The organism is Rhizobium sp. P1_C7, from assembly GCF_056406295.1.
Window position 1 is genome coordinate 149,437 of the sequence record NZ_JBFUAL010000004.1, and the last position, 24,430, is coordinate 173,866.

General features: G+C 61.5%; 24 protein-coding genes. 15 read left to right on the forward strand and 9 right to left on the reverse strand.

From position 1 onward, the window contains the following. Positions 1-109: 109 nt before the first annotated feature. On the forward strand, positions 110-739 hold the full coding sequence (locus tag AC1D2R_RS07560) for a DNA-3-methyladenine glycosylase I (protein ID WP_477966341.1): 630 nt from the start codon (positions 110-112) through the stop codon (positions 737-739). Then, a complete protein-coding gene (locus AC1D2R_RS07565) occupies positions 736-1,221 on the forward strand; it encodes a hypothetical protein (RefSeq protein ID WP_477966343.1) in 486 nt (161 codons plus the stop codon). The genes AC1D2R_RS07560 and AC1D2R_RS07565 overlap by 4 nt, the downstream gene beginning before the upstream one ends. A 3-nt stretch (positions 1,222-1,224) precedes the next feature. Here AC1D2R_RS07565 and AC1D2R_RS07570 read toward each other — a convergent pair whose 3' ends face one another. Further along, positions 1,225-1,929 carry an HAD family hydrolase gene (locus AC1D2R_RS07570; RefSeq protein ID WP_477966345.1) on the reverse strand — a complete coding sequence of 235 codons (705 nt, stop codon included), beginning with the start codon at positions 1,927-1,929 and terminating at the stop codon, positions 1,225-1,227. Positions 1,930-2,165: 236 nt separating this feature from the next. Here AC1D2R_RS07570 and AC1D2R_RS07575 point away from each other — a divergent pair, with 236 nt between their 5' ends. Then, positions 2,166-3,215 carry an aldo/keto reductase gene (locus tag AC1D2R_RS07575; RefSeq protein WP_477966347.1) on the forward strand — a complete coding sequence of 350 codons (1,050 nt, stop codon included), beginning with the start codon at positions 2,166-2,168 and terminating at the stop codon, positions 3,213-3,215. A 46-nt stretch (positions 3,216-3,261) separates the two neighbouring features. Here AC1D2R_RS07575 and copM read toward each other — a convergent pair whose 3' ends face one another. The 3 genes from copM to AC1D2R_RS07590 form a co-directional block, all read right to left on the reverse strand. Continuing rightward, entirely contained in the window at positions 3,262-3,621 is a 360-nt protein-coding gene (gene copM, locus AC1D2R_RS07580) for a CopM family metallochaperone (protein ID WP_477966349.1), read from the reverse strand. A 54-nt stretch (positions 3,622-3,675) separates the two neighbouring features. Then, complete coding sequence (locus AC1D2R_RS07585) at positions 3,676-4,020, reverse strand: hypothetical protein (RefSeq protein WP_477966351.1); 345 nt, start codon at positions 4,018-4,020, stop codon at positions 3,676-3,678. Between the two features lie 208 nt (positions 4,021-4,228). Next, positions 4,229-4,987, reverse strand: a complete 759-nt coding sequence (locus tag AC1D2R_RS07590) for a hypothetical protein (RefSeq protein WP_477966353.1) — start codon at positions 4,985-4,987, stop codon at positions 4,229-4,231. A 137-nt stretch (positions 4,988-5,124) separates the two neighbouring features. On the opposite strand from AC1D2R_RS07590, the gene hisS reads away from it, so the two are divergent. The 3 genes from hisS to hisG all read left to right on the forward strand — a co-directional run bounded on the left by hisS (position 5,125) and on the right by hisG (position 8,636). Continuing rightward, positions 5,125-6,648 (forward strand): histidine--tRNA ligase, encoded by a 1,524-nt coding sequence (hisS, locus tag AC1D2R_RS07595; protein WP_477966355.1) that lies wholly within the window; start codon positions 5,125-5,127, stop codon positions 6,646-6,648. Positions 6,649-6,822: 174 nt separating this feature from the next. After that, positions 6,823-7,941: an ATP phosphoribosyltransferase regulatory subunit gene (locus AC1D2R_RS07600; protein ID WP_477966357.1), complete on the forward strand. Its 1,119-nt coding sequence runs from the start codon at positions 6,823-6,825 to the stop codon at positions 7,939-7,941. Further along, positions 7,941-8,636 (forward strand): ATP phosphoribosyltransferase, encoded by a 696-nt coding sequence (gene hisG, locus AC1D2R_RS07605; RefSeq protein ID WP_477966359.1) that lies wholly within the window; start codon positions 7,941-7,943, stop codon positions 8,634-8,636. Before AC1D2R_RS07600 ends, hisG begins: the two co-directional genes overlap by 1 nt. Positions 8,637-8,715: 79 nt before the next feature. On the opposite strand, the gene AC1D2R_RS07610 is transcribed toward hisG, so the two are convergent. Next, complete coding sequence (locus AC1D2R_RS07610; RefSeq protein WP_477966361.1) at positions 8,716-9,159, reverse strand: DoxX family protein; 444 nt, start codon at positions 9,157-9,159, stop codon at positions 8,716-8,718. A gap of 216 nt (positions 9,160-9,375) precedes the next feature. On the opposite strand from AC1D2R_RS07610, the gene AC1D2R_RS07615 reads away from it, so the two are divergent. After that, positions 9,376-10,086 (forward strand): glutathione binding-like protein, encoded by a 711-nt coding sequence (locus tag AC1D2R_RS07615; protein WP_477966363.1) that lies wholly within the window; start codon positions 9,376-9,378, stop codon positions 10,084-10,086. 57 nt (positions 10,087-10,143) lie between these two features. On the opposite strand, the gene AC1D2R_RS07620 is transcribed toward AC1D2R_RS07615, so the two are convergent. Beyond that, positions 10,144-10,590 (reverse strand): hypothetical protein, encoded by a 447-nt coding sequence (locus tag AC1D2R_RS07620; protein ID WP_477966365.1) that lies wholly within the window; start codon positions 10,588-10,590, stop codon positions 10,144-10,146. A 342-nt stretch (positions 10,591-10,932) separates the two neighbouring features. On the opposite strand from AC1D2R_RS07620, the gene AC1D2R_RS07625 reads away from it, so the two are divergent. After that, on the forward strand, positions 10,933-11,202 hold the full coding sequence (locus AC1D2R_RS07625) for a hypothetical protein (RefSeq protein WP_477966367.1): 270 nt from the start codon (positions 10,933-10,935) through the stop codon (positions 11,200-11,202). A gap of 61 nt (positions 11,203-11,263) precedes the next feature. Here AC1D2R_RS07625 and groL read toward each other — a convergent pair whose 3' ends face one another. Together groL and groES are read right to left on the reverse strand one after the other, a co-directional pair. Then, on the reverse strand, positions 11,264-12,904 hold the full coding sequence (gene groL / locus AC1D2R_RS07630; RefSeq protein ID WP_477966369.1) for a chaperonin GroEL: 1,641 nt from the start codon (positions 12,902-12,904) through the stop codon (positions 11,264-11,266). A 71-nt stretch (positions 12,905-12,975) separates the two neighbouring features. Then, the gene (gene groES, locus AC1D2R_RS07635; protein ID WP_037059695.1) at positions 12,976-13,272 is read right to left on the reverse strand and encodes a co-chaperone GroES; all 297 of its coding nucleotides are present in this window, start codon (positions 13,270-13,272) and stop codon (positions 12,976-12,978) included. Between the two features lie 416 nt (positions 13,273-13,688). Between groES and chrA the strand changes: the two genes are divergently transcribed. The 5 genes from chrA to AC1D2R_RS07660 all read left to right on the forward strand — a co-directional run bounded on the left by chrA (position 13,689) and on the right by AC1D2R_RS07660 (position 20,959). Further along, complete coding sequence (gene chrA, locus AC1D2R_RS07640; RefSeq protein WP_477966371.1) at positions 13,689-15,092, forward strand: chromate efflux transporter; 1,404 nt, start codon at positions 13,689-13,691, stop codon at positions 15,090-15,092. A gap of 106 nt (positions 15,093-15,198) precedes the next feature. Next, positions 15,199-16,047 (forward strand): TIGR01459 family HAD-type hydrolase, encoded by an 849-nt coding sequence (locus tag AC1D2R_RS07645; RefSeq protein ID WP_477966373.1) that lies wholly within the window; start codon positions 15,199-15,201, stop codon positions 16,045-16,047. Positions 16,048-16,074: 27 nt separating this feature from the next. Next, on the forward strand, positions 16,075-17,058 hold the full coding sequence (locus tag AC1D2R_RS07650) for a bifunctional riboflavin kinase/FAD synthetase (protein ID WP_477966761.1): 984 nt from the start codon (positions 16,075-16,077) through the stop codon (positions 17,056-17,058). A 251-nt stretch (positions 17,059-17,309) separates the two neighbouring features. Continuing rightward, positions 17,310-20,192 (forward strand): isoleucine--tRNA ligase, encoded by a 2,883-nt coding sequence (gene ileS / locus AC1D2R_RS07655; RefSeq protein ID WP_477966375.1) that lies wholly within the window; start codon positions 17,310-17,312, stop codon positions 20,190-20,192. Between the two features lie 137 nt (positions 20,193-20,329). Continuing rightward, on the forward strand, positions 20,330-20,959 hold the full coding sequence (locus AC1D2R_RS07660) for a hypothetical protein (RefSeq protein ID WP_477966377.1): 630 nt from the start codon (positions 20,330-20,332) through the stop codon (positions 20,957-20,959). 347 nt (positions 20,960-21,306) lie between these two features. On the opposite strand, the gene AC1D2R_RS07665 is transcribed toward AC1D2R_RS07660, so the two are convergent. Beyond that, positions 21,307-21,735, reverse strand: coding sequence for a nucleoside deaminase (locus AC1D2R_RS07665; RefSeq protein WP_477966763.1), 429 nt, complete (start codon positions 21,733-21,735; stop codon positions 21,307-21,309). Between the two features lie 89 nt (positions 21,736-21,824). Between AC1D2R_RS07665 and AC1D2R_RS07670 the strand changes: the two genes are divergently transcribed. Both AC1D2R_RS07670 and rsmD read left to right on the forward strand, forming a co-directional pair. Next, the gene (locus AC1D2R_RS07670) at positions 21,825-23,864 is read left to right on the forward strand and encodes a pseudouridine synthase (RefSeq protein ID WP_477966379.1); all 2,040 of its coding nucleotides are present in this window, start codon (positions 21,825-21,827) and stop codon (positions 23,862-23,864) included. Beyond that, positions 23,845-24,405, forward strand: coding sequence for a 16S rRNA (guanine(966)-N(2))-methyltransferase RsmD (gene rsmD / locus AC1D2R_RS07675; RefSeq protein ID WP_477966381.1), 561 nt, complete (start codon positions 23,845-23,847; stop codon positions 24,403-24,405). Before AC1D2R_RS07670 ends, rsmD begins: the two co-directional genes overlap by 20 nt. Positions 24,406-24,430 lie beyond the last annotated feature (25 nt).

A 24,430-nucleotide genomic window follows, 5' to 3' on the forward strand; every position in this document is an offset into this window, starting at 1 on the left:
CTAAAGGCCAACGCGCCGGATAAACTTTTTGTCAGGGTTATCGTTCGGTTTGGAAACATGGTTTCTAAGTGGTAAAGCCGGATTCGCAGCTGAGAAACGAAGCGAACCCATGAGCGAAACAGGCATCATCATCGGCGACGACGGCAAGCATCGTTGTCATTGGCACGCCAATCTGCCGGACTACATGCGCTATCACGACGAGGAGTGGGGACGCCCCGTCACGGACGACGTCCGCCTGTTCGAGAAGATCTGCCTGGAGGGATTCCAGGCGGGACTCTCATGGCTGACGATCCTGCGAAAGCGCGAGAGCTTCCGCGCTGCCTTCGCCGGATTCGATTTCGAGAAGGTCGCCCTGTTCGACGACGCCGATGTCGAGCGCTGCCTCGCCGATTCCGGCATCGTGCGGCACCGTGGCAAGATCGTCTCGACCGTCAACAATGCCAGGCGCGCGATCGAGCTAAGGCAGGAATTCGGTTCGCTTGCGCGCTATTTCTGGAGCTTCGAGCCCGGCCACAACGAACGACCCTCTGTCGTCGACCGCGCCGCCATCATGGCCAACCCCACCACGCCAACATCGGTACTCATTTCCAAGAATCTGAAGAAGCGCGGCTGGACCTTTGTCGGTCCGACTACAGTTTATGCCTTCATGCAGGCAATGGGTCTCGTCAATGATCATTTCGAAGGCTGCTTCTGTCGCTCACAGGTAGAGGCGATGCGCGACGCATTGGTACGTCCATGAGAAAAACGATGGCGGTGGTCGCGGCCCTGGCGCTGATGGCCGGCGCGGCATTCGCCCAGACCCCCGATCTGCAGCCTGGCGAGCAGTTGGAGAAACTGCAGTTTCCGGCAGCGACGATGGAGCTGAAGGGCTGGACGAAATTTGGCAAGGGCCGCGTCTATACGCTGCCTGTCAAGGCCGGCCAGCATGTGAAAATAAGCTTCTCGACAAGAAGCAAGTTTGCTTTTCTCGCCATCTTCGATCTTGCGACCCCCGACGACGAGGCGATCTTCGGCACCGACGAAGATGGGGAGATCTACAGCATAACGGTCAAGAACAGCACCACCTGGCTGCTTCGCCCGTACTATTCGAAGGCGTCGCCGCGTCGTGGTCTGGGTGCGCCCTACAGCATCCTCGTGGAGCCTCGGGCAGTGGCGCCGCCCGCCCCGCCGGCGCCGGCCGATGAAAGCAAGCCGTCGCCGCTCTTCCCGCCGCGGCCTTAGACGCTAGACGAGGCTGTCGATTACGCTGAGCAGTTCGCCAAGGTGCTCGATCTTTCGAAACCGAGGCGCCTCCGTCGGTTCTTCGACATGCTCCAGCACCCAGGTCAGTTCGTGCGGCACGAAGACGCCGTAACTCCCGGCAGCGATGGCTGGGACGATATCGGACTTCAGCGAATTGCCGACCATCATCGCCCGATCAGGTCCGCCGCCGATCTTGGAGAAGATGCGCCGGTAGGTAACGGCCGTCTTGTCGGACACGATCTCGACGGCGTGGAAGAAATCGCCCAGCCCGGATTGCGCCAGCTTCCTCTCCTGATCGAAAAGATCGCCCTTGGTGATCATGACGAGCAGGTAGTTCTCCGACAGCGCCTCCAGCGTCTCCTGAACATGCGGCAGCGTGTCGACCGGGTGCGACAGGAGATCGCGGCCGGTATCGAGAATACGGGCGATCACGCCGGCCGGCACCTTGCCTTCGGTCACCTCGATCGCCGTCTCGATCATCGACAGCGTAAAGCCCTTGATGCCGAAGCCATAGTGCCGCAGATTGCGCTTCTCGGCTTCGAGCAGGCGTTCCGAAATCTTGGGTCCCTCGGCGAAATCGGACAGCAACTCTGTGAAGTGCGCCTCGGTCAGCCGGTAGTACTGTTCGTTCTGCCAGAGCGTATCGTCAGCGTCGAACCCGATTGTTGTCAGTGTGCGGGTGGTCATCGGTCCTCTCCGGGGAATTTGACGTGAATCTATTCGATGGCCACCGCGAAACAAGTGGATCGTGCATGCCAATTGCGCGCCGATGTCCGTTGAAAAGTTGTCGTGCTGCGTTAGATCCAGCTTGCCTCATCCATGCAGCCACCCGGCTGCGCCTGTCATGCGCAGGCCAATAACCAAAAATAAAATCCTCCATCCGCCAGCTTCTGCTCGCGGCCGTCATAAGGAGACGTCCGACCATGCGTTACAATCAGCTTGGAAATACGGGACTGTTTGTCTCTGAAATCTGCCTTGGCACCATGACCTTCGGCGCCGCCTTCGAAGGCAGCCTCTGGGGTGCCATAGCCGACGTCGATCAGAAGGCCGCCGACCGGATCGTCGAGCGGTCGCTGGCCGCCGGCGTGAATTTCATCGATACCGCAGACGTCTATTCCTCCGGAGAGGCCGAAAAGCTGCTCGGCCAGGCGCTTAAGACCCTCGATGTTCCACGCAAGGATGTCGTCATCGCCACCAAATTCTATGGCGCTATGGGGGACAAGCCGAATGACCGCGGCGCCTCCCGAGGCCACATCATGGATTCCGTCGAAGCGAGCCTGAAGCGCCTGCAGACCGATCACATCGACCTCTACCAGATCCACGCCACCGATACCGTGACGCCGATCGAGGAGACCCTGCGAGCCCTGGACGATCTCGTGTCTCGGGGCCTTGTCCGCTACGTCGGCGTGTCCAACTGGCAGGCATGGCGCATCGCCAAAGCCCTGGGCATCTCCGAACGCCGCGGCTTTGCCCGCTTCGAAACCGTCCAGGCCTACTACTCGATCGCCGGCCGTGATCTCGAACGCGACATCGTGCCAATGATGCAGGAGGAAAAGCTAGGGTTGATGGTCTGGTCGCCGCTGGCCGGCGGTCTTCTCTCCGGCAAATACGGGCCGGGTGCGCCCGGCAACGGCGAAGGCCGCCGCGCCGCGTTCGATTTTCCGCCGGTCGACACGGATCGCGCCTGGGCCTGCGTTGCCGCTATGCGCGAGGTTGCGGCCAGGCACGGGGTTGGCGTGGCGACAGTGGCACTCGGCTACATTCTCGCCAAGCCGTTCGTCACCACCGTCATCATCGGCGCCAAGAGGGTCGAGCAGCTGGACCAGAACCTGGCCGCTGTGAAACTGAAGCTGGATGAGGATGATCTGGCGAAGCTCGACGAGGTGAGCGCTCTGGCGCCGGAATACCCCGGCTGGATGCTCACCCGTCAGGGTGCCGGTCGGCGCCCGGCTCCATTCGAGCCGAAGGCCTGAATGAGTGGGCATGCCGGCGTGATACGCCGGCATGCCCAGCATGTTTTTACTTGCCCTGAGCTTTCAGCCAGGCCTGCATTTCGGCGATTTCCGCCTCCTGCGCCTTGATCACGCCCTCCGCCAGCTTGCGGATCTCCAGCTTTTTGCCGTATTGGAGCTCGATCCTGGCCATGTCGATGGCCCCCTGGTGGTGAGGGATCATGCCGCGCACGAAATCGACATCCGGGTCGCCGCTGTATTCGATCATCATGTCTGTGTGCATCTTGTTGTTTGCCTCGGTGAAGGCATGGCTGGACGCACTGTGGTTGCCCATCGGCTTGCTCATGTCCATCTGCATGTCCTCCGCGAAGGCGGGCACGGCAGAGAGGGTCATGGTTGCGGAAATAGCGAGGATTTTCAGAGACATGGATTTTCTTCCTCTGTCTGACAAGTGGAATTGGCGGGGTATGGAACTGAAATGTCAGGCGAGCCGGGGAGGCGGTGCCGGAGGCTGCGGGCTCGTTCCGGGGAAGTCTCGATCAAGCGCTGGCAAGGGATGGTCGGAAGCGAACGTCCGGCCATCAGCCGTGCCGACAACTGTCGCTGACGCGACCACGCAGGCGGAGCAGAAGGGCATGTGCACCGTGCCGCCTGTCGAGCAGGGATCTTTTGCGGGGGAGGGTTTGGTTCGCGCGCCAATGTCCATGCCGGGCATATGCTGGTGCGCGGCCGCGTCGGTATCGACCGCGGCGATCTCTGATGCGCACATGGCGCATCCGGCCAATGCCGACATCGTGCCGTAGGCGAGCCAAGCCAGGACTATCATCAGTGTTGCTGCAAAGCGCATGCGCTCAGGATACGGATGCCTGATCGAGAAGCCAAGTCCCGGTCCCGGTTCAGAGTTTCGCCGCCTTGCGCAACGAAATCTGCCGCTTCGTTGTGCGTTTCGGCCCACCCAACTATTTCCATAGGTAGAAGATCGCAAAATAAACGTGATACAATAAATCTTTGATTGCACCACGATATCCTGCAATTCAATAGGCGGCAATCACCCGGTGAACGATCTGGTAGTCGGCGCTCTCCTCGCCGATGGGCGCGACCGGCCATGACCAGCAGGTTTTCGCCGTCGGCGGCGAGATCCCGTGCAGCAGGTCCGCGTCGTCGTGGACTTTGCCCGTCCGGTCGATGACGGCGTAGGAGGTGTCGGTGAGAAGGCAGGTTCGGCAGGGCAGGGCGGCCAAATCGGCAAGATGAGCGCCGATCAGTCGCGCGCCGGTGTCGTCGGGCATGCGGCCCGGCTGCTCGGCTTCGTATCGTCGCATCACGCCACGGCCGATCTGCGACAGGAGGTTGGCGGAGACGACGAAATCGAGATAGGGAACGCTGCGCAGAAAGCCGAGCGGCTCGGGCACGCTGCCGGCAGCCAGTTCGTCATAGCCGGAAAGATCGCGCTCGATCAGCCGCATGTTGCGATAGCCCTTTAGCCTGATCCATAGCCGCACCGAGGCGAGATGCACGAGGTCGACAAGCACGATCGTATCGAAGGCTTGCGCGAGTTCCTTGATCGGCACGTCGCGAAGCAGGCCGGAGCCGAGAACGACGGCCGTCCGGCTCTGTCGGAGGCCTCCCATCGCCTGCAGAATCGCGCTGCGGCTGTTCTCCTCGTGCTCGCCCCACTGACGGCTGCAGCGGCCGGCGCGCGACCATAGATTGACCGAGTACCCAATGAACTTCCTGTGCGCCTTCTGCGTCACCGGCACGGTCGCGGCATAGACAAGCGCTTCGGGAATCATGATGTAGCTCCCGCCATTCGATCCCAATCCTTCGATCAATCGATTCTGTGTTCCGGATCAAGGGCCTTCGCCCTTGCCGCACCGGGCCCAATCCGCTAGGAAACCGCCACTGTCACAGTGAGCGGAAGACGTTGGAAATGAACGACAAGCAGAAGAAACCACAAAAGCTCAAGGCCAGACTTCCCCGCGGCTTCGTCGATCGCTCGGCGGCCGATATCCGCGCCGTCAACGAGATGACCGCGAAGATCCGCGAAGTCTATGAGCATTATGGTTTCGATCCTGTCGAGACGCCGCTGTTCGAATACACCGATGCGCTCGGCAAGTTCCTGCCGGATGCCGACCGCCCGAACGAAGGGGTCTTCTCGCTGCAGGACGACGACGATCAGTGGATGTCGCTGCGATACGACCTGACGGCGCCGCTCGCCCGTCACGTGGCGGAAAACTTCAACGAGATCCAGCTTCCCTACCGCACCTATCGCGCCGGCTATGTTTTCCGCAACGAAAAGCCCGGCCCGGGCCGCTTCCGCCAGTTCATGCAGTTTGATGCCGATAGCGTCGGCGCACCGGGCGTACAGGCCGATGCCGAAATGTGCATGATGATGGCCGATACGCTCGAAGCCCTCGGCATCAAACGCGGCGATTACGTCATCCGCGTCAACAATCGCAAGGTTCTCGACGGCGTGCTGGAAGCGATCGGCCTCGGCGGCGACGACAAGACTGGTCAACGCCTCAACGTGCTGCGCGCCATCGACAAGCTCGACAAGTTCGGCCCCGAGGGCGTTACCCTCCTGCTCGGCCCTGGCCGCAAGGACGAGTCCGGCGACTTCACCAAGGGTGCCGGTCTCGACCGGAGCCAGATCGACAAGGTTCTCTTCTTTGTCGGTATCAAGGACTATGCCGAAAGCGCCGACAGGCTCGCAGAGCTGGTCGCCGGCACCTCCAAGGGGGCCGAAGGCGTCGAGGAGCTGAATTTCATCGGCAGCCTCGTCACCGGCGCCGGCTACGGCCCAGACCGCATCAGGATTGACCCATCCGTCGTCCGCGGCCTCGAGTACTACACCGGCCCGGTCTACGAAGCCGAACTGCTGTTCGACGTCACCAACGAAAAGGGCGAAAAGGTCGTCTTCGGCTCCGTCGGCGGCGGCGGACGCTACGACGGTCTCGTCTCACGCTTCATGGGCCAGCCCGTTCCTGCGACCGGCTTCTCCATCGGCGTCTCGCGCCTGATGACGGCTCTGAAGAACCTCGGCAAGCTCGGCCAGAGCGACCTCATCGAGCCGGTTCTCGTCACCGTCATGGACGGCGACGTCGAGGCGATGGGCCGCTACCAGCGCATCACTCAGGAATTGCGCAAGGCCGGCATCCGGGCCGAGATGTACCAGGGAAACTGGAAGAAGTTCGGCAACCAGCTGAAATATGCCGACCGCCGCGGCTGCCCCGTCGCCATCATCCAGGGCGGCGACGAGCGCGCGACAGGCGTCGTCCAGATCAAGGACCTGATCGAGGGCAAGCGCCTGTCCGGAGAGATAGAGGACAACGCCAGCTGGCGCGAAGCCCGCGTGGCCCAGGAAACGGTTGCCGAAGCCGATCTGGTTGCCAAGGTGAAGGAAATACTCGCCGCGCAGGCCGAAGATCGGAAGCGAGCTGCGAATGCGCAGTAGATCCCTCCCCAACCCCTCCCTACAAGGGGGAGGGGCTTTGAGTCCCACCGCCCTGCTCAACGCACCGCTTAGCCGCGCCGGAACCTATCCAATTTTGCTCGGCACGCACTCCGGATTAGCCCCGTCCCCCTGTGGGGAGGGGTTGGGGATGGTACTTTACCGGGGAGCAACACAATGCCCCTGATCAACCTTCCCGACTTTGCCGACGAGTTGCTGTCGGAGTTCAGCAGCCGCAAGACGACACGTGTCGATACCCCCGTCATCCAGCCGGCCGAACCCTTCCTCGATATCGCCGGTGAAGATCTTCGCCGCCGCATCTTCATGACCGAGAGCGAGACGGGTGCCAGCCTCTGCCTGCGCCCCGAGTTCACCATCCCCGTCTGCCTGCAGCACATCCAGACCGCGACCGGCACGCCGAAGCGCTATTCTTATCTTGGCGAAGTCTTCCGTCAGCGCCGCGAAGGCGGTAGCGAATTCTATCAGGCGGGCATCGAGGACCTCGGCGATATCAACATCTCGAGCGCAGACGCGCGTGCGATCGGCGATGCGACCGGCATTCTCTCGCGTCTTCTGCCCGGCAAGCGCCTGTCAGTGACGCTGGGCGATCAGGCGGTCTTTGAAGCCGTCGTCCAGGCGCTCGGCCTGCCGCTCGGCTGGCAGAAGCGGCTGATCCATGCATTCGGCAACATGATCCACCTGGAAACGCTGCTGGCGAGCCTTGTAAGTCCCCAATTCGTAACCGGTCTCGAACACGACGTCGCGGGTCTGATCGGCGCCGACGACGAGGCAGCCCTGGTAGCTCACATCGATGCGACCATGCAGCGAACCGGCTATTCCTCCAACGCCAGCCGCTCGCCGCAGGAAATCGCCCGTCGGCTGAAGGAGAAGCTGATCCTCTCGGAAACCCGCCTCGACGACGCTGCGTTCGGCGTGCTGGAAACGTTCCTGTCGCTCAACGTACCGCTCATCAATGCCTCTGCGGCTCTTTCGGGTTTCGCGGATGCGGCGGGTCTCAAACTTGGAAACGCGCTTTCCCGCTTCGATGGTCGCGTGGCTGCGCTTGCAAACGCGGGCGTCGACCTGTCAGTGATCGACTATCGCGCTGCATTCGGCCGTCCGCTCGACTACTATACCGGCCTTGTCTTCGAGGTCGGTGTGGAGGGATCGCAGCAGGTGCTTGCGGGCGGCGGCAGGTTCGACCGGCTCATGACCTTTCTCGGCGCCAAGGATCGCATTCCGGCCGTCGGCTTTTCACTCTGGCTGGATCGCATTGAAACCGAGAGGGTCGCCTGATGACCATCACCATCGCGCTCCCCTCCAAGGGCCGCATGAAGGAAGACGCTTCAGCAATTTTCGAACGCGCCGGGATGCCAATCACGGCGGTCGGCAACGATCGCTCCTATCGCGGTAGGATCGAGGGCTGGGATGATGTCGAGGTCGCATTCCTGTCCGCTTCGGAGATCTCCCGCGAAATTGGAAACGGCACCGTCGATTTCGGCGTCACCGGCGAGGACCTGATCCGAGAAGGTCTCGCTGAAGCCGACAAGCGCGTCGAGTTCTGCGCCCGCCTCGGCTTCGGCCATGCCGATGTCATTGTCGCCGTGCCCGAGATCTGGCTCGATGTCGATACGATGGCCGATCTCGGCGATGTCGCCGCCGACTTCCGCGCGCGCCATGGCCGCCGCCTGGCCATTGCCACGAAATACTGGCGCCTGACGCAGCAGTTCTTCTCCAGCCAGCATGGCATCCAGCTCTATCGCATCGTCGAGAGCTTGGGTGCTACCGAAGGCGCGCCGGCAGCCGGTTCTGCCGACATCATCGTCGACATCACATCGACGGGCTCCACGCTCCGGGCAAATCACCTGAAGGTTCTCTCCGATGGCGTCATCCTGCGTTCGGAGGCTAGCCTCGTCAGGGCGCGTAAGGAACGGCATGCGGACGAACCCTCCGTCGCCCGGCTGATCGAAGCTGTGCGCGCCGTGCTCTGACTTTTTCCAATCGAGTAGAGCACAAAAAACCCGCCGTGGGCAACGGCGGGTTTCGTCCTTGGGAAGAAGCCCTTATCGCTTAGGCAGCAACATATGCGCCGCGGCGAGCGTCGAGCGAGTAGATGCCCGGGCCGACGATGGCGAGGAAGATGTAGGCGCCAGCTAGCGTGAAGTTCTTCATGACCATGATCTGGTTAAGTGCATTGATCCAGCCGTTCGCTGCAGCCGGGAAATCAGGAACGTTGACGGCTGGCAGGTGGAAGACCAGGGCCGTGAAGATGCAGAATGCGGCCAGAAAAAAGCCGATGATCTTGGTCTGGTAGCCAAGCAGGACCGCAAGGCCGGTCACCAGTTCGAAGGCACCGGCGAGATAGGCCAGAGCCGAAGAGGCCGGAAGGCCAGCACCGGCGATCATGCCGGCCGTACCTGCGGGATCCGTGAGCTTGCCGAACCCCGCCATGATGAACATGAAGGAGAGCAGGACGCGGGCGACGAGAATAGCGATGTTATTGGTATTCGACATGGGACGTTGTCTCCGGTTGAATGTGGTTAAGGTCTTGTGCCCCCGGCACTGTCTCGACCTCGGATGACACGTTGTCGCCTTTTTTTGCCGTCGTGGAAAGATAAACGAACGCAGACACTTTGTTCGCTATTATTGAACGAACAAATCCGGGCGGAGGCTGCTTGTCACGGCCAGCCGCCCTCTTCTATGGTCGGCCACCGAAACACGGAGAACACGATGGCAGACCTTTCCGCATTTCCGATCACGACCCGTTGGCCGGACGCCAATCCCGATATCATCCAGCTCTATTCGCTTCCGACACCAAACGGCGTGAAGGTTTCGATCGCGCTTGAAGAGCTCGGCCTGCCATACGAGGCGCATCTGATCTCGTTCGGCACCAATGACCAAAAATCTCCGGAGTTCATATCGCTCAACCCGAACGGCCGCATCCCGGCGATCATCGATCCCAACGGACCGGACGGAAAGCCGATCGGCCTCTTTGAATCGGGGGCCATCCTTCTTTATCTCGCGGAGACGACCGGAAAGCTCATTCCGACCGATGCGGCCGGCCGGTACGAAACGATCCAGTGGGTTTTCTTCCAGATGGGTGGCATCGGGCCGATGCTCGGCCAGTTCGGCCACTTCTACAAGTTCGCCGCCGACAAGGTCGCGAACAATCCCTACCCGATGGAGCGGTACCGCGACGAGGCGAAACGCCTCCTCGGGGTTCTGGAGGAGAGGCTCCGGGGCCGTCAATGGATCATGGGCGATCTCTACACGATTGCCGATATCGCCACCTTCCCCTGGATCCGCGGCGCAGACATTTTCTATGGCGGCAGGGAGGTATTGGATTACGCGAAATTCCCCGCTGTCATGGATTGGCTGGGGCGTTGCATCGCGCGGCCGGCCAGCGAAACGGGGCTGAACATGCCCCCGCGTCCAGCCTGATCGCGGGCAAGTCAAGGAAAGCCGCCTTGTCGAGGCTGGCATTCTGCTCGAAGCGCCTTATTGGCGGTGTGCGAAAGCGCCGCCAACATTGTTCTTGAGGCGCGGAAAAACGAACATGCCAAGAATGCTGCCCCAATAGCCGTCCTCGTAGCCGCTGGACGCGCCCATGCAGAAAAGCGGCTGACGGTAGCCATTCGGCATTGTGATCGTCGTCGAAAAACAGAAAGAAGCCGACCGCGTCGCCGCCTGCTCGAAGATCTCCAGGATTCGATTGTGATCGCTCGGGTCATAGCAGCGCATGAGGCTGAGAAGGCCACACTCCGACGTCGACAATCCGTGAAGCGTGGCGCTGCGCTCCTTCAGACTGATCACGCCGCTGGACAAATCCCCGACCCAGGTTTCAGCGACGGAGAATTCAGCGAGCATCTCAGGGTCGTTGTCGTTGAGTTCCAGCGATCCCGTAATGAGCGGTGCGTTAGCAGTGGTCTTGGCGATCTTAAACAAGTTTTTCCCCATTTTGGGGGCAGCGTTCCCCAGCTGCGCTCCCGACAATATGGACAGGTCTATGCCACCCGTGCGTCATGCTCGGGGGAGTTGGAAAAAGATATATGGACGACCGGTCCCTATTTGATGGCACCGCGTCCAGTTCTTCCGGAAAAAATATACAACTTATAATTTATGTATTGAAAATCTAGTCCCGAGTTTAACGTCGGCACCGTGTGATAGAGATCGCCTTGGCACACAGGAACTCTCGCTGTCTAACCAAGCGGCAAACGCAGCGCGGATTTATAGGATTTTTTTCGCAAACGGCAATGGCTTTTTGCACGCCCACGTTTTGTCTGTGCAATGCGCCACTTGGACAAAAACGCGCCGGTTTTCGAAAAAAACGCTAAACAACCAAAAAATGATGGACTGAAAACGATTACAACAGCGGGCATATCCGACAATCCTCACAAATCGATGCGAGTTCGAAGAAATCCAGCGTTGAATAAAAGCGCGCCATCGCAAGCCTGGCGCAAGCTTGGTGCCCAGGTGGACCGTTCCGCTCTGTCTGATAAAACGTTTTACCTGCAAACGGCGGTAAATTGGTTGATGCGCGAACGAATCGAAAAATGAAAAGGGCGGCCCGAAGACCGCCCCTTCCTGAACTGAACCTGTCAGATGCGAGACCTTAGTCTCACATCATGTCCATGCCGCCCATGCCGCCCATGCCGCCAGGCATGCCGCCAGGAGCATCCTTCTTCGGCAGTTCGGCGATCATGGCTTCGGTGGTGATCAGCAGCGATGCAACAGAAGCAGCGTTCTGCAGAGCCGTGCGAACAACCTTGAGCGGGTCGACGATGCCCATGACGATCATGTCGCCATACTCGGACGTCTGTGCGTTGTAGCCGTAGTTGTCCTGGTCCTTGTCGAGCACCTTGCCGACAACGATCGAAGCTTCGTCACCAGCGTTTTCAGCGATCTGGCGAACCAGCGACTGCAGAGCGCGGCGAACGATGTTGATGCCGGCTTCCTGGTCGTCGTTTACACCCTTGGCGGTGATCTTCGTCGAAGAGCGCAGAAGAGCGATACCGCCGCCGGGGACGATGCCTTCCTGAACAGCAGCGCGCGTCGCGTTGAGGGCGTCGTCGATGCGGTCCTTCTTTTCCTTGACTTCGACTTCCGTGGAGCCGCCGACGCGGATGACGGCAACGCCGCCAGCGAGCTTGGCAAGGCGTTCCTGCAGCTTTTCGCGGTCATAGTCCGAAGAGGTCTCTTCGATCTGAGCCTTGATCTGTGCAACGCGGCCTTCGATGTCGGACTTGGCGCCAGCGCCGTCGACGATCGTGGTGTTTTCCTTGGAGATCGAAACCTTCTTCGAACGGCCGAGCATGTCGAGCGTTACGGATTCGAGCTTGATGCCGAGGTCTTCGGAGATGACCGTACCGCCGGTCAGGATTGCAATGTCTTCGAGCATGGCCTTGCGGCGGTCGCCGAAGCCAGGAGCCTTGACAGCAGCAATCTTCAGGCCGCCGCGCAGCTTGTTGACAACGAGGGTCGCGAGAGCTTCGCCTTCGACGTCTTCAGCGATGATGAGGAGCGGCTTGCCGGTCTGGACGACGGCTTCGAGAACCGGGAGCATCGACTGCAGGTTCGAGAGCTTCTTCTCGTGAAGGAGAATGAAGACGTCTTCGAGGTCTGCGATCATCTTTTCCGGGTTGGTCACGAAGTACGGGCTGAGGTAGCCGCGGTCGAACTGCATGCCTTCGACGACTTCGAGTTCGGTTTCGGCGGTCTTGGCTTCCTCAACCGTGATGACGCCTTCGTTGCCGACCCTCTGCATGGCTTCAGCAATGTCGAGACCGACCTGCTTGTCGCCGTTTGCGGAGATCGTGCCGACCTGTGCGACTTCTTCCGAGGTGGAGATCTTCTTGGCCTTGGCCTGGAGATCCTTCACGACGTCGGCAACAGCGAGGTCGATACCGCGCTTCAGGTCCATCGGGTTCATGCCGGCTGCAACAGCCTTGTTGCCTTCGCGAACGATCGCCTGGGCAAGAACGGTTGCGGTCGTGGTGCCGTCGCCGGCGATGTCGTTGGTCTTCGAAGCGACTTCGCGGACCATCTGGGCGCCCATGTTTTCGAACTTGTCTTCAAGTTCGATTTCCTTGGCGACCGAAACGCCGTCCTTGGTGATGCGCGGAGCGCCGAAGGACTTGTCGATGATGACGTTGCGACCCTTCGGGCCGAGCGTTACCTTCACTGCGTCAGCGAGAATGTCGACGCCACGCAGCATCTTTTCGCGCGCGGTGCGGCCAAACTTGATTTCTTTAGCTGCCATGATTGAAACTCCTGAATTCGAGTTGTCCGGGTTTTAGACCCGTCGGCTATGTCGGAAAGGCGGTCAGCTTATTAGCCGATGATACCCATGATGTCGGCTTCCTTCATGATCAGAAGGTCTTCGCCGTCGATCTTGACTTCGGTGCCGGACCACTTGCCGAACAGAACGCGGTCGCCAGCCTTGACGTCGAGAGCGACGACCTTGCCGGACTCATCGCGGGCGCCGGAACCGACGGCGACGATTTCGCCTTCCTGCGGCTTTTCCTTAGCGGTGTCGGGAATGATGATGCCGCCCTTGGTCTTGGCTTCGGACTCAACGCGGCGAACAACGACGCGATCGTGAAGGGGGCGGAAGTTGGTGCTTGCCATTGTCTAATCCCTCGATCAAATGACACTCGCGGGCCGAAACGGCCCGCACGGATGGATGTTAGCACTCGACTGTTGTGAGTGCTAGCGGCCTGCATTTAGGGATGGCACGGAGGGGAGTCAAGGATAACGTTGCAATTTTCAATAGGGCGGCTGTGCAACTTTTTGATGGCAAAAAGCCCGATCCCGCGAATAATCATCTAGGTTTTCAGATAGTCTCGGACAAACAATCGCTTATCGGCGGCTCCGCCGCATTAACCCTGTGACGGAAATCCTGCGACGCAGCCGAGCTGCCCGTCTCCTTGCCATCGCATTGGGCCAGCAAGTTGGGATTGTCGCATAACCATGCCAATGATATCGAACAGCGCGGCGCCGAGAAAACACGATCGCGCCGACGGCCGGGCGAGGGGCAAAAGACCGTGAATGAAATAACCCCGGCCGATGACGTGGTCGCGGCTCCGTCGCTTCAGGAGGCAACGCGCGTTTGGGCAAAGATGGGCTGTCTGAGCTTCGGCGGGCCTGCGGGCCAGATTGCGCTGATGCACAAGGTCATCGTCGAGGAAAAGCGCTGGATCTCGGAAGAGCGGTTCCTGCACGCATTGAGCTACTGCATGCTGCTGCCGGGACCGGAGGCGCAGCAGTTGGCAACCTACATCGGCTGGCTCATGCACGGTATCCGCGGCGGGTTGCTGGCCGGGCTGCTCTTCGTCCTGCCAGGCTTCGCCGTCATATTGGTGCTATCGGGCCTCTACGCGTATTTTCAGGACGCGGCCTGGCTCTCGGCCCTCTTCTTCGGGCTCAAGGCCGCGGTTCTCGCCATTGTCATCGAGGCGCTGCTGAGGCTGGGACGCCGGGCGCTGAAGAGCCGCTTTCACTACTACATCGCAGCTGTCTCGTTCTTGGCGCTGTTCCTCCTGAACCTGCCGTTTCCGCTCGTCGTGATCCTGGCGGGCGCTGCCGGCTTTGCGATGATGCGATATGAGCAAAGGAACGACCCGCCGGCGGACGTGGCAAGGCGCCCCTATTTTCCGCCGCTGACGACGCATTCCATCGCCAGGCCCCTCCTCGTCCTCGTGTTCTGGATACTTGTCTGGCAGTCGCCTCTGCTTCTTGTGCGCAGTCTGGATGGGCCGGCAGACCTGATTGCCGAGACGCTGACCGGCGAGACGAACGTTTTCGGTGCGGTCTTCGTCTTCTTTTCCAACATGGCGGTCATCACCTTCGGTGGCGCTTATGCCGTTCTGTCCTACGTCGCGCAGGTCGCTGTCGGACAATACGCCTGGCTGAAGCCCAGCGAGATGCTGGATGGTCTGGCGCTTGCCGAGACGACGCCGGGCCCGCTGGTGCTGGTGCTCTGCTTCGTGGGCTTCCTTGCCGGGTTCCGCAACACGATCGCCATGGCGCCGCTGGCGGGCGGTCTGCTTGGCGCATCGCTTGCGGCGTGGGCGACGTTCGTTCCGAGCTTCATCTGGATCTTCGCCGGCGCCCCGTTCATCGAGAAGCTGCGCGATAATGGGACGCTTTCGGCAGCCATGTCTGCGATTATGGCCGCCGTCGTCGGCGTCATTCTCAACCTGGCACTCTGGTTCGGTCTGCACGTGCTCTTTGCCGAGGTGGGACGTATTGCGTTGCTGACGCGAGGGGCGGGACTGCCGCTGGTCAGCCTCGCCTGCCCGGAATGGCGAACACTGGATGTCGCCGCGCTAGGACTTTTTCTTGTCGCCTCTGTGCTGCTCTTCCGTTTCAAGCTCGGGATGGTGAAGATCCTCGCGGTTTGCGCGCTGACCGGCCTGCTGGTGAAGGCCAGCGAGATATTTCTGTAACGCCTGTCCGGCGGACTTTTTTGCAGCCGCCAACCGCAAAATGCCTTGCCATCGCGCCATGCCTTTGCCATGTCAGCCGTCACTCTACGCAAATCGGGAAATCGGAATGGCCAAGCGGATCGAGAACCTTGCGGAAATCACCAGCCGGTACGACGCGGTGTTCTGCGATGTATGGGGTGTCCTGCACAATGGCATCGACCCCTTCCCGAAAGCCGCTGCGGCGCTCGAGGCCGCCCGCGGCGAGGGCCTGACGGTTGTCCTCATCACCAATTCTCCGCGCATTGCGCCGCAGGTGGTGACACAGCTTCAGCAGATCGGAATCCAGGACGGTGCCTATGACCGGATCGTGACGTCGGGCGACGTGACCCGCCGCCTGATTGCGGACGGCCCCAGGAAGGTCTTTCTGCTCGGCCCGGAGCGCGATGTGGCCCTTATCGAAGGCCTCGGCGTGGAACGCGTCGACGCCAGGGAAGCCGATAGCGTCGTCTGCACCGGCTTCTTCGACGACGAGACGGAAACCCCGGAAAACTACACCGAGATGCTGACGGATTTTCGGGCGCGCAATGTGCCGATGATCTGCGCAAATCCCGATCTCGTTGTCGAGCGCGGCCACCGCATCATTCCCTGCGCAGGCGCCATGGCGGCCTACTACACGCAGCTTGGCGGCGAGACCCGCATTGCCGGCAAGCCGCACACGCCGATCTATGAGGCGGTTCTCTCCGTTGCCCGACAAGTGCATGGCGATTTTCCGCTGGAGCGCGTTCTGGCGATCGGTGACGGCATGCCGACTGACGTGCGCGGCGCTCTCGATTACGGCCTTGATCTCCTCTATATCAGCGGCGGCATCCATGCAAAGGAGTACACGTTGAATGGGGAGGCCGACGAGGCGATCCTCACAGCCTACCTGGAGCGCGAAAGAGCGACGCCGAAGTGGTGGATGCCCCGCCTGATATAAGAGCCCATGCATAAGAAAAGCCAGCCGATGACCGTCTTTCACCGTAACGAAACCCGCGACCCATTGCCCGCCCATCTGAGTGGCGGCGTCATCGCCATCGGCAATTTCGACGGCGTCCATCGCGGCCACCAATCGGTGCTGGACAGAGCCCTGTATATTGCCAAAGAGCGCGGTGTCCCGGCGCTCGTGCTGACGTTCGAGCCGCATCCGCGCACCGTCTTCCGACCGGAAAACCCTGTCTTCCGCATCACACCCGCTCGGCTGCGCGCGCGCATTCTTGAGGCCATGGGGTTCAATGCTGTCATCGAGTACCCCTTCGACCTCGCGTTCTCCCAGCGTTCCGCCGAAGACTTTATCCATTCGATCCTCACGGATTGGCTGGGTGCGTCGGAAGTCGTCACCGGCGTTGATTTCCACTTCGGCCGCGGACGCGAGGGCGGTCCCGCGTTCCTAATGGATGCCGGCAGCAGATACGGCTTCGGCGTGACGCTGATCGATGCGTTTCGCGACGAGAACGCCGACGTCGTGTCATCTAGTCGCATCCGCGAACGGCTGAAGGACGGAGATGTCAGCGAGGCCGCTGCCATGCTCGGCTATCACTATACCGTCGAGGCTGAGGTGATCGACGGCGAAAAACTCGGACGGCAGCTCGGCTTCCCGACCGCCAACATGCGCTTGCCGCCGGAAGTCGAGCTGAGAGCCGGCATCTACGCCGTCCGCTTCCGTCTGGCCGACGGCACCCTCCACGATGCGGTGGCGAGCTACGGCCGGCGCCCGACCGTGACCGACACCGGCGCGCCGCTTCTCGAAACCTATCTTTTCGATTTCAGCGGCGATCTCTACGGCCAGATCTGTTGCGTGTCCTTCTTCGGCTTTCTCCGCCCGGAGTTGAAATTCGACGGCCTTGAGCCGCTGGTCAGGCAGATCAAGCTTGACGAGGAGGAGGCTAGGGCGCTCCTTTCAGGCGTACAGCCGCTTGGCAGGCTGGATCGCAGGATCTGTTTTCCGTGACTTTCAGACTTCTTCAGCCACCGGTTTCAAACCCAATTCCCTCTTCCTTTTCGCGCCAAAAGCGCCTATGAACCGGCGCGATGAGTAAATTCCGGCTGGCGATCACGATACGAATTATCGGCCCGGCCTTCCGCGCGCGCTAAGCGGCCGGAAGGTCCGGGTTTTTGGCGCTCGGCAAACGAGCGCCTCCGTCGCCAAACATTTTCAAGCCCGTTGCGCCCATCCCGAGGCGCCAGAGACGATTGCTAGACATGACCGATACAGCCGAAAAGATCGACTACTCGAAGACCCTCTATCTGCCCGAAACCGATTTCCCGATGCGCGCCGGCCTGCCGCAGAAGGAGCCGGAAACGGTTGCCCGCTGGCAGCAGATGGGTCTCTACAAGAAGCTCCGCGCGTCCGCCACCGGACGCGAAAAATTCGTGCTGCACGATGGCCCTCCCTATGCCAACGGCAACATCCATATCGGCCACGCGCTGAACAAGATCCTCAAGGACGTCATCAACCGCTCGTTCCAGATGCGCGGCTTCGACGCCAACTACGTGCCCGGCTGGGACTGCCACGGTCTTCCGATCGAATGGAAGATCGAGGAAAAGTACCGAGAGAAGGGCAAGAACAAGGACGAGGTTCCGGTCAACGAATTCCGCCAAGAATGCCGCGACTTCGCCGCCGGCTGGATCAAGATCCAGGCGGAGGAGTTCAAGCGACTCGGCATCGAGGGCGATTTCGACAATCCCTACACGACGATGAACTTCCACGCGGAATCGCGCATCGCCGGAGAACTGCTGAAGATCGCAAAGACCGGTCAGCTCTACCGCGGCTCCAAGCCGATCATGTGGTCGGTCGTCGAGCGCACGGCGCTAGCCGAAGCCGAAGTCGAGTACCATGATGTCGAGAGTGACGCGATCTGGGTAAAATTTCCAGTCGTTGAAGGTCCTGCGGCTTTCGGCGACGCCTCCATCGTCATCTGGACCACAACCCCGTGGACGATCCCCGGCAACCGTGCGATCGCCTATTCGTCGCGCGTTTCTTACGGGCTCTACGAGGTAGCGGCCGCCGAAAACGACTTCGGTCCGCGACCCGGCGAAAAGCTGATCTTCGCCGACAAGCTGGCGGAAGAGTCCTTTGCCAAGGCCAAGCTGCAGTTCAAGCGCCTGCGCGATGTGTCGGCTGATGATCTTGCTGCGATCACCTGCGCCCACCCGCTGGCCTCCCTCAGCTACGACTTCAAGGTTCCGCTGCTCGACGGCGACCACGTCACCGACGACGCCGGTACCGGCTTCGTGCACACGGCCCCCGGCCACGGCCGCGAAGACTTTGACGCCTGGACGGCGGGAGCCCGCACCCTCGAAGCGCGCGGCATCTCGTCGAAGATCCCCTTCACCGTCGACGACGCCGGTTTCTACACTGCTGACGCCCCCGGCTTCGAGGGCGGTCGTGTCATGGATGATAACGGAAAGAAGGGCAACGCCAACGATCTGGTGATCAAGGCGCTGATCGGTGCGGAAAACCTCTTCGCCCGCGGTCGCCTGAAGCACTCCTATCCACATTCGTGGCGCTCGAAGAAGCCGGTCATCTTCCGCAACACGCCGCAGTGGTTCGTCTACATGGACAAGAACCTTGCCGACGGCACAACCTTGCGCTCTCGTGCGCTTAACGCCATCGACGACACCCGCTTCGTGCCCGCTGCCGGCCAGAACCGCCTGCGCGCCATGATCGAAGGACGCCCGGATTGGGTGCTGTCGCGTCAAAGGGCGTGGGGCGTGCCGATCTGCGTGTTCGTCGACGAGCAGGGCGAGATCCTTCAGGACGACGAGGTCAACGCCCGGATCCTCGAAGCCTTCGAGAAGGAAGGTGCCGATGCCTGGTTTGCCGAAGGTGCGCGCGAACGCTTCCTCGGCAAGAAGTCGAATGAGGCCTGGAAGCAGGTCATGGACATTCTCGATGTCTGGTTCGACTCGGGCTCCACCCACACCTTCACGCTGGAAGACCGCCCTGACCTGAAATGGCCGGCCGATCTCTATCTCGAAGGCTCCGACCAGCATCGCGGCTGGTTCCACTCTTCGCTGCTGGAATCGGCTGCCACCCGCGGTCGCGCACCTTACAACGCCGTCCTCACTCATGGCTTCACCATGGACGAGAAGGGCGAGAAAATGTCGAAATCCAAGGGCAACGTCACGTCGCCGCAGGAAATCATGAAGGACGCCGGCGCCGACATCCTGCGTCTGTGGGTCATGACCTCGGATTATGCGGACGACCTGCGCGTCGGCAAGACGATCATCCAGACCAATGTCGACGCCTATCGCAAGCTGCGCAACACCATCCGCTGGATGCTCGGCACGCTCGCGCACGACAAGGGCGAAGTCATCGCGCTCGGCGATCTGCCTGAACTGGAGCAGCTGATGCTGCATCGTCTGGCAGAACTCGACCAGCTGGTACGCGAAAACTACGACGCCTTCGACTTCAAGAAGATCGCCCGCGCGCTCATCGACTTTGCCAACGTCGAGCTCTCGGCCTTCTACTTCGATATTCGAAAGGATGCGCTCTACTGCGATGCGCCGTCGAGCCTGCGTCGCCGCGCCAGCCTGCATGTCATCCGCACGATCTTCGATTGCATGGTAACCTGGCTGGCACCTATGTTGCCCTTCACGACGGAAGAGGCATGGCTGTCGCGCAACCCGTCGGCGGTTTCCGTCCACCTCGAGCAGTTCCCGGCCATTCCGGCGGAGTGGAAGAACGAGGCGCTGGCGGAGAAGTGGAAGAAGATCCGGGCCGTGCGCACCGTTGTCACGGGTGCGCTCGAAATCGAACGCAAGGACAAGCGCATAGGCTCGTCGCTTGAAGCCGCCCCAGTGGTGCACATCGCGGATCCTGCGCTGCTCAAGGCACTGGAAGGTCAGGACTTCGAGGAGATCTGCATTACCTCGGGCATCTCGATCGACGGCGCCGAAGGCCCGGCCGATGCGTTCCGTCTTTCCGACGTTCCGCAGGTGAGCGTCGAGCCGAACCTTGCCGAAGGTACGAAGTGCGCACGCTCGTGGCGGATCACGACCGATGTCGGATCCGATGCCGATTATCCGGACGTCTCTGCCCGCGATGCGGCGGCACTTCGTGAACTAGCGGTGCAAAACTGAAGAATATTACCGGGTGAATTGCGCATTCGTGGTCCATCCGGTAAAAGCTGCCTGAAAATGGCCGGATTTTTCCGTCAGGGGGACGATTGTCCGGTTTTTTGGGCAATGATTGCACCGGCATTGCTGGAAGGGTTTTCATGTTACCGAAGCGTTGGTTCCATTTGGGCTTCTGCCTGACTGTTGCGATGGCAGGCAGCTCGATGATGTCAGGCTGCACCAGCGGCCCGCGCTACGGCACAGACAAGACGGCGTTCCAGCAGCTGACGGACGACATCGGCCAGTCGACCTCGATCACCGGTTCCGAACCGAAGAACAAAGGCGTGAAATATACGCCGCGCCCGGCTCTGGTGCTGCCTTCCACAGCCGCTAAGGAAACGCTGGTCGAGCCGCAACAATCGATCGCCAGCAAGGATAATCCGCAGTGGATCGAATCGCCGGAAGAAACCCGCGCGCGCCTGGTCAAGGATGCGGACGACAACAGCGATAAGTCGAGCTTCCGCTCGCCGCTGGCAAGCAACGCAATCGAAGGCGGCCGCCGCACAACTCAGGCACAGACCGAGGCCTTCCGCGAGGCGCGCGCCATCCAGAAGGGTGCCTATCTCGATCAGCGCCGCTCCATTTCCGATCCGCCGACGGAGTACCGCCAGGCCGACGATCCTTCGAAGCTCGACGATCTCGGCGAACCTGAACTCAAGAAGCAGAAGAAGAAGAAGAAGGAAGCTGCCGTTGCCGGCTCCGGCAAGCAGTGGTGGAATCTTCTTCAGTAGTCGGATCGAATGGGGCGTAAGCCCCGTTTTCGTTTTGACCAGCTGGAAACGGGCACAATGTGCAGGGCTTGGCACGCGAACAGCAGAATGCCCACCAGCCCGATATCCCTGGTATACCCGGCCCCGGTAGCAGCAAGGACCGCCATCAGCGCGATCGCCCGCATCGGTATGGAGGCGAAAGCCAGCGCACGCGGCGCGGGACCAGTTTACTTTCCCGGACAGACACCATTAAATCGGCACGGACCGACTGTCGCGTGCGATCTTGACGTAGGCAAAACCCGCCAGTGCGAGCATGGCGGCGACGATGTAGGCAAGCAACGTCATGGCATCTATCTCTTCTGCATCATCTATCTCTTCTGCATAAAGAATGTCCGCAGGATATCCGCAGACACGGTTTCTTGCAGGCCTGAGTAGACATCTGGTGCATGGTGACATGTAGGTTGCACAAAGAAGCGTATGCCGTTGTGGACAGCGCCACCCTTCGGGTCTTCCGCTCCGTAGTAGAGCCTGCGGATCCGGGCGAACGAAATGGCGGCCGCGCACATCGTGCACGGCTCCAGCGTCACGTAGAGGTCGGCGCCCGTCAGTCGTTCCTGGCCGAGCGATTCGCAGGCCTTTCGGATGACCGCGACTTCCGCATGGGCGGTGACGTCGTTCAGCTCGCGCGTGCGGTTGCCGGAGCGTGCGACTACGGCGCCGTCGAATACCAGCACGGCGCCGATCGGCACCTCGCCGCGCTCGCCCGCGGCACGCGCTTCATCGAGCGCCAGATCCATAAATTGATTTGTCTTCACGACTCGACAATTTCCACTTAACCGCAGGGGCGCGACCTGATAGACAGGCCCAAAAGGCAGGCAAACAACAAATGACATTCAAAGACAAGCCAAAACGGCCTGGCGGCAAGCCATCTTCGCGCGATGACGCTCCGAAATCCGGCGCAAAGCCCCCAAAGACGGTCGCCAGGACCGAGGCGAGCACGACCGATAGCGACTCCAAGGCGGAACGCATCTCCAAGGTGATGGCGCGCGCCGGCGTTGCCTCGCGCCGCGATATCGAACGCATGATCATGGAAGGCCGCGTCACGCTGAACGGCAAGCTTCTCGACACGCCTGTTGTCAACGTGACGCTCGAGGACAGGATCGAAGTGGACGGCATGCCGATCCGCGGCATTGAGCGCACGCGCCTCTGGCTCTATCACAAGCCGGCAGGCCTCGTGACCACCAACTCCGATCCGGAGGGCCGCCCGACCGTTTTCGACAATCTACCGGACGATCTGCCGCGCGTCATGTCGATCGGACGTCTCGATATCAATACCGAAGGCCTGCTGCTGCTCACCAACGACGGTGGCCTTGCCCGCGCGCTGGAACTGCCCACGACGGGCTGGCTGCGCCGCTACCGCGTGCGCGCCCACGGCGAGATCGACCAGGATGCACTCGACAAGCTGAAGGACGGCATCGCCGTCGACGGCGTGCTCTATGGCGCCATCGAAGCGACGCTCGACCGCACGCAGGGCTCCAACGTCTGGCTGACGATGGGCCTTCGCGAAGGCAAGAACCGCGAGATCAAGAACGTGCTCGGCGCGCTCGGCCTCGACGTCAACCGCCTGATCCGCATTTCATACGGACCCTTCCAGCTCGGTGATCTGCCGGAACGCGAGGTTGTCGAGGTGCGCGGTCGCACGCTGCGCGACCAGCTCGGCCCCCGCCTGATCGAGGATGCCAAGGCCAATTTCGACGCGCCGATCTACAATGCGCCGGCTGTTGCCGCCGAAGAAGAGGTTGAGGCCAAGCCGGAACGCCGCGAGCGCTCCTGGAAGCCTGAAGACAAGCGCGAACGCGCCTTGAGCCGCCTCGACACCAAGCGCGATGATCGCCGCGATGGTGGTGGCCGCGATGGCCCGCGGAAGGAAGACGACCGTCCCAAGCGCCCGGCGCTCGGCAGCCGCCGCAACGCCAACGTCTGGATGGCGCCAGGCGCCCGCCCGCTGGGCGAGAAGGCCGCCGCCAAGGCCGAAAAGAATGCCCAGACCGCGCTCAAGCGAGGCGAGAAGCCCGGCCGCGCCAAGCCGCAGCCGACCCGCCACGACGACACCGGTCCGCGCGTCCAGATCAACCGCGCACGCGATGACGAAGGCGAGTGGATCCGTTCCAGCGAAGTCAGCAAGGAAGAGGGTGGCCGCAAGCGCCCCGGCGATCGCCCATCTGGCGATCGTGGCGCGCGGGGCGACAAGCCTTTCGGCGACCGTCCGCCTCGCGGCGACCGCCCCTCTGGCGATCGTACCGCCCGTGGAGGCAGACCATATGGCGACCGTCCTCCCCGTGGCGACCGGCCAGCCGGGGAGCGCCCGGCGCGCGGTGACCGGCCGTTCGGCGACAAGCCCCGCGGCGATCGCAAGCCGCGCGAAGAGGGTGGCGATCGTCCCCGTTCCTATGCCGACCGTCCTGCCCGCAGTGATCGTCCGGCACGTAGCGACAGACCTTATGGTGATCGTCCGGCACGCATTGAGCGTCCGGCCGGTGATCGCCCGGCTCGTGGTGATCGTCCCTTTGGTGACAAACCCCGCGGGGACCGCAAGCCGCGCGAGGAGGCTGGCGATCGTCCCGCACGCCCCTTCGGCGACAAGCCGCGCCGCCCGCGTGCTGAGGGCGACGAGCGTCCGCGCGCCAAGAGCTTTTCCGGCGAAGCACGCTCCGAGCGTCCGGCCGGTGACGGGCCCCAGGGCGCCCGGCCCTACAGCGACAAGCCGCGTGGCAAGAGCTTCGGCGGCAAGCCCGGTGGGGCCAAGAGTTTCTCCGGTAAACCTGCGGGCGACCGGCCGAGTGGCGGTGGCAAGCCTGGGGGCGGGCCGTCGCGTGGTGGACCTAAAGGGAAGGGAATGACGCGCGGTGCGGATCGTCGGCGGTGAGTTTCGCGGACGGCCGCTCGCCGTACCAAAGTCAAATGACATCCGGCCGACTGCCGACCGGACGCGTGAGAGCCTGTTCAATATTTTGAGCCATGCCTATTCGGAATGCGTTGATGGCACCCGGATACTGGACCTGTTTGCCGGCACCGGCGCCGTCGGCCTTGAGGCCGTATCGCGCGGCTGCCGTCACGCACTGTTCGTCGAAAACAGCGTCGAGGGCAGGGCGCTACTCTGGGAAAACATCGATGCGCTCGGCCTCCACGGCAAGACGCGCATCTTGAGACGCGACGCAACAGATCTCGGCAGCGTCGGCAATCTGGAGCCGTTCCAGATGCTCTTCGCCGACCCGCCTTATGGCAAGGGCCTCGGTGAAAAGGCGATGGCAACCGCTGCAAAAGGTGGCTGGCTGGAGCCAGGTGCAATTGCCGTGCTCGAAGAACGCGCCGACGTTGCCGTTTCTGTCGATCCTTCGTATGTCTTCCTGGAAAGCCGCATTTTCGGCGATACCAGGGTTCATTTCTTCCGCTATCAGCCTCAGTAAATAGCGGACCGTCGTGGGGGTAGAG

Coding starts and splice junctions, on each gene's coding strand:
- AC1D2R_RS07625 (WP_477966367.1), top strand. CDS start 10,933: ATGCGCCACTTGGACAAAAACGCGCCGGTTTTCGAAAAAAACGCTAAA.
- AC1D2R_RS07650 (WP_477966761.1), top strand. CDS start 16,075: ATGACCGTCTTTCACCGTAACGAAACCCGCGACCCATTGCCCGCCCAT.
- AC1D2R_RS07610 (WP_477966361.1), bottom strand. CDS start 9,159: ATGTCGAATACCAATAACATCGCTATTCTCGTCGCCCGCGTCCTGCTC.
- ileS (WP_477966375.1), top strand. CDS start 17,310: ATGACCGATACAGCCGAAAAGATCGACTACTCGAAGACCCTCTATCTG.
- groES (WP_037059695.1), bottom strand. CDS start 13,272: ATGGCAAGCACCAACTTCCGCCCCCTTCACGATCGCGTCGTTGTTCGC.
- AC1D2R_RS07615 (WP_477966363.1), top strand. CDS start 9,376: ATGGCAGACCTTTCCGCATTTCCGATCACGACCCGTTGGCCGGACGCC.
- AC1D2R_RS07590 (WP_477966353.1), bottom strand. CDS start 4,987: ATGATTCCCGAAGCGCTTGTCTATGCCGCGACCGTGCCGGTGACGCAG.
- copM (WP_477966349.1), bottom strand. CDS start 3,621: ATGTCTCTGAAAATCCTCGCTATTTCCGCAACCATGACCCTCTCTGCC.
- AC1D2R_RS07660 (WP_477966377.1), top strand. CDS start 20,330: ATGTTACCGAAGCGTTGGTTCCATTTGGGCTTCTGCCTGACTGTTGCG.
- AC1D2R_RS07575 (WP_477966347.1), top strand. CDS start 2,166: ATGCGTTACAATCAGCTTGGAAATACGGGACTGTTTGTCTCTGAAATC.
- AC1D2R_RS07600 (WP_477966357.1), top strand. CDS start 6,823: ATGCCCCTGATCAACCTTCCCGACTTTGCCGACGAGTTGCTGTCGGAG.
- hisS (WP_477966355.1), top strand. CDS start 5,125: ATGAACGACAAGCAGAAGAAACCACAAAAGCTCAAGGCCAGACTTCCC.
- AC1D2R_RS07560 (WP_477966341.1), top strand. CDS start 110: ATGAGCGAAACAGGCATCATCATCGGCGACGACGGCAAGCATCGTTGT.
- groL (WP_477966369.1), bottom strand. CDS start 12,904: ATGGCAGCTAAAGAAATCAAGTTTGGCCGCACCGCGCGCGAAAAGATG.
- AC1D2R_RS07570 (WP_477966345.1), bottom strand. CDS start 1,929: ATGACCACCCGCACACTGACAACAATCGGGTTCGACGCTGACGATACG.
- AC1D2R_RS07645 (WP_477966373.1), top strand. CDS start 15,199: ATGGCCAAGCGGATCGAGAACCTTGCGGAAATCACCAGCCGGTACGAC.
- AC1D2R_RS07585 (WP_477966351.1), bottom strand. CDS start 4,020: ATGATAGTCCTGGCTTGGCTCGCCTACGGCACGATGTCGGCATTGGCC.
- AC1D2R_RS07665 (WP_477966763.1), bottom strand. CDS start 21,735: ATGGATCTGGCGCTCGATGAAGCGCGTGCCGCGGGCGAGCGCGGCGAG.
- AC1D2R_RS07565 (WP_477966343.1), top strand. CDS start 736: ATGAGAAAAACGATGGCGGTGGTCGCGGCCCTGGCGCTGATGGCCGGC.
- AC1D2R_RS07670 (WP_477966379.1), top strand. CDS start 21,825: ATGACATTCAAAGACAAGCCAAAACGGCCTGGCGGCAAGCCATCTTCG.
- hisG (WP_477966359.1), top strand. CDS start 7,941: ATGACCATCACCATCGCGCTCCCCTCCAAGGGCCGCATGAAGGAAGAC.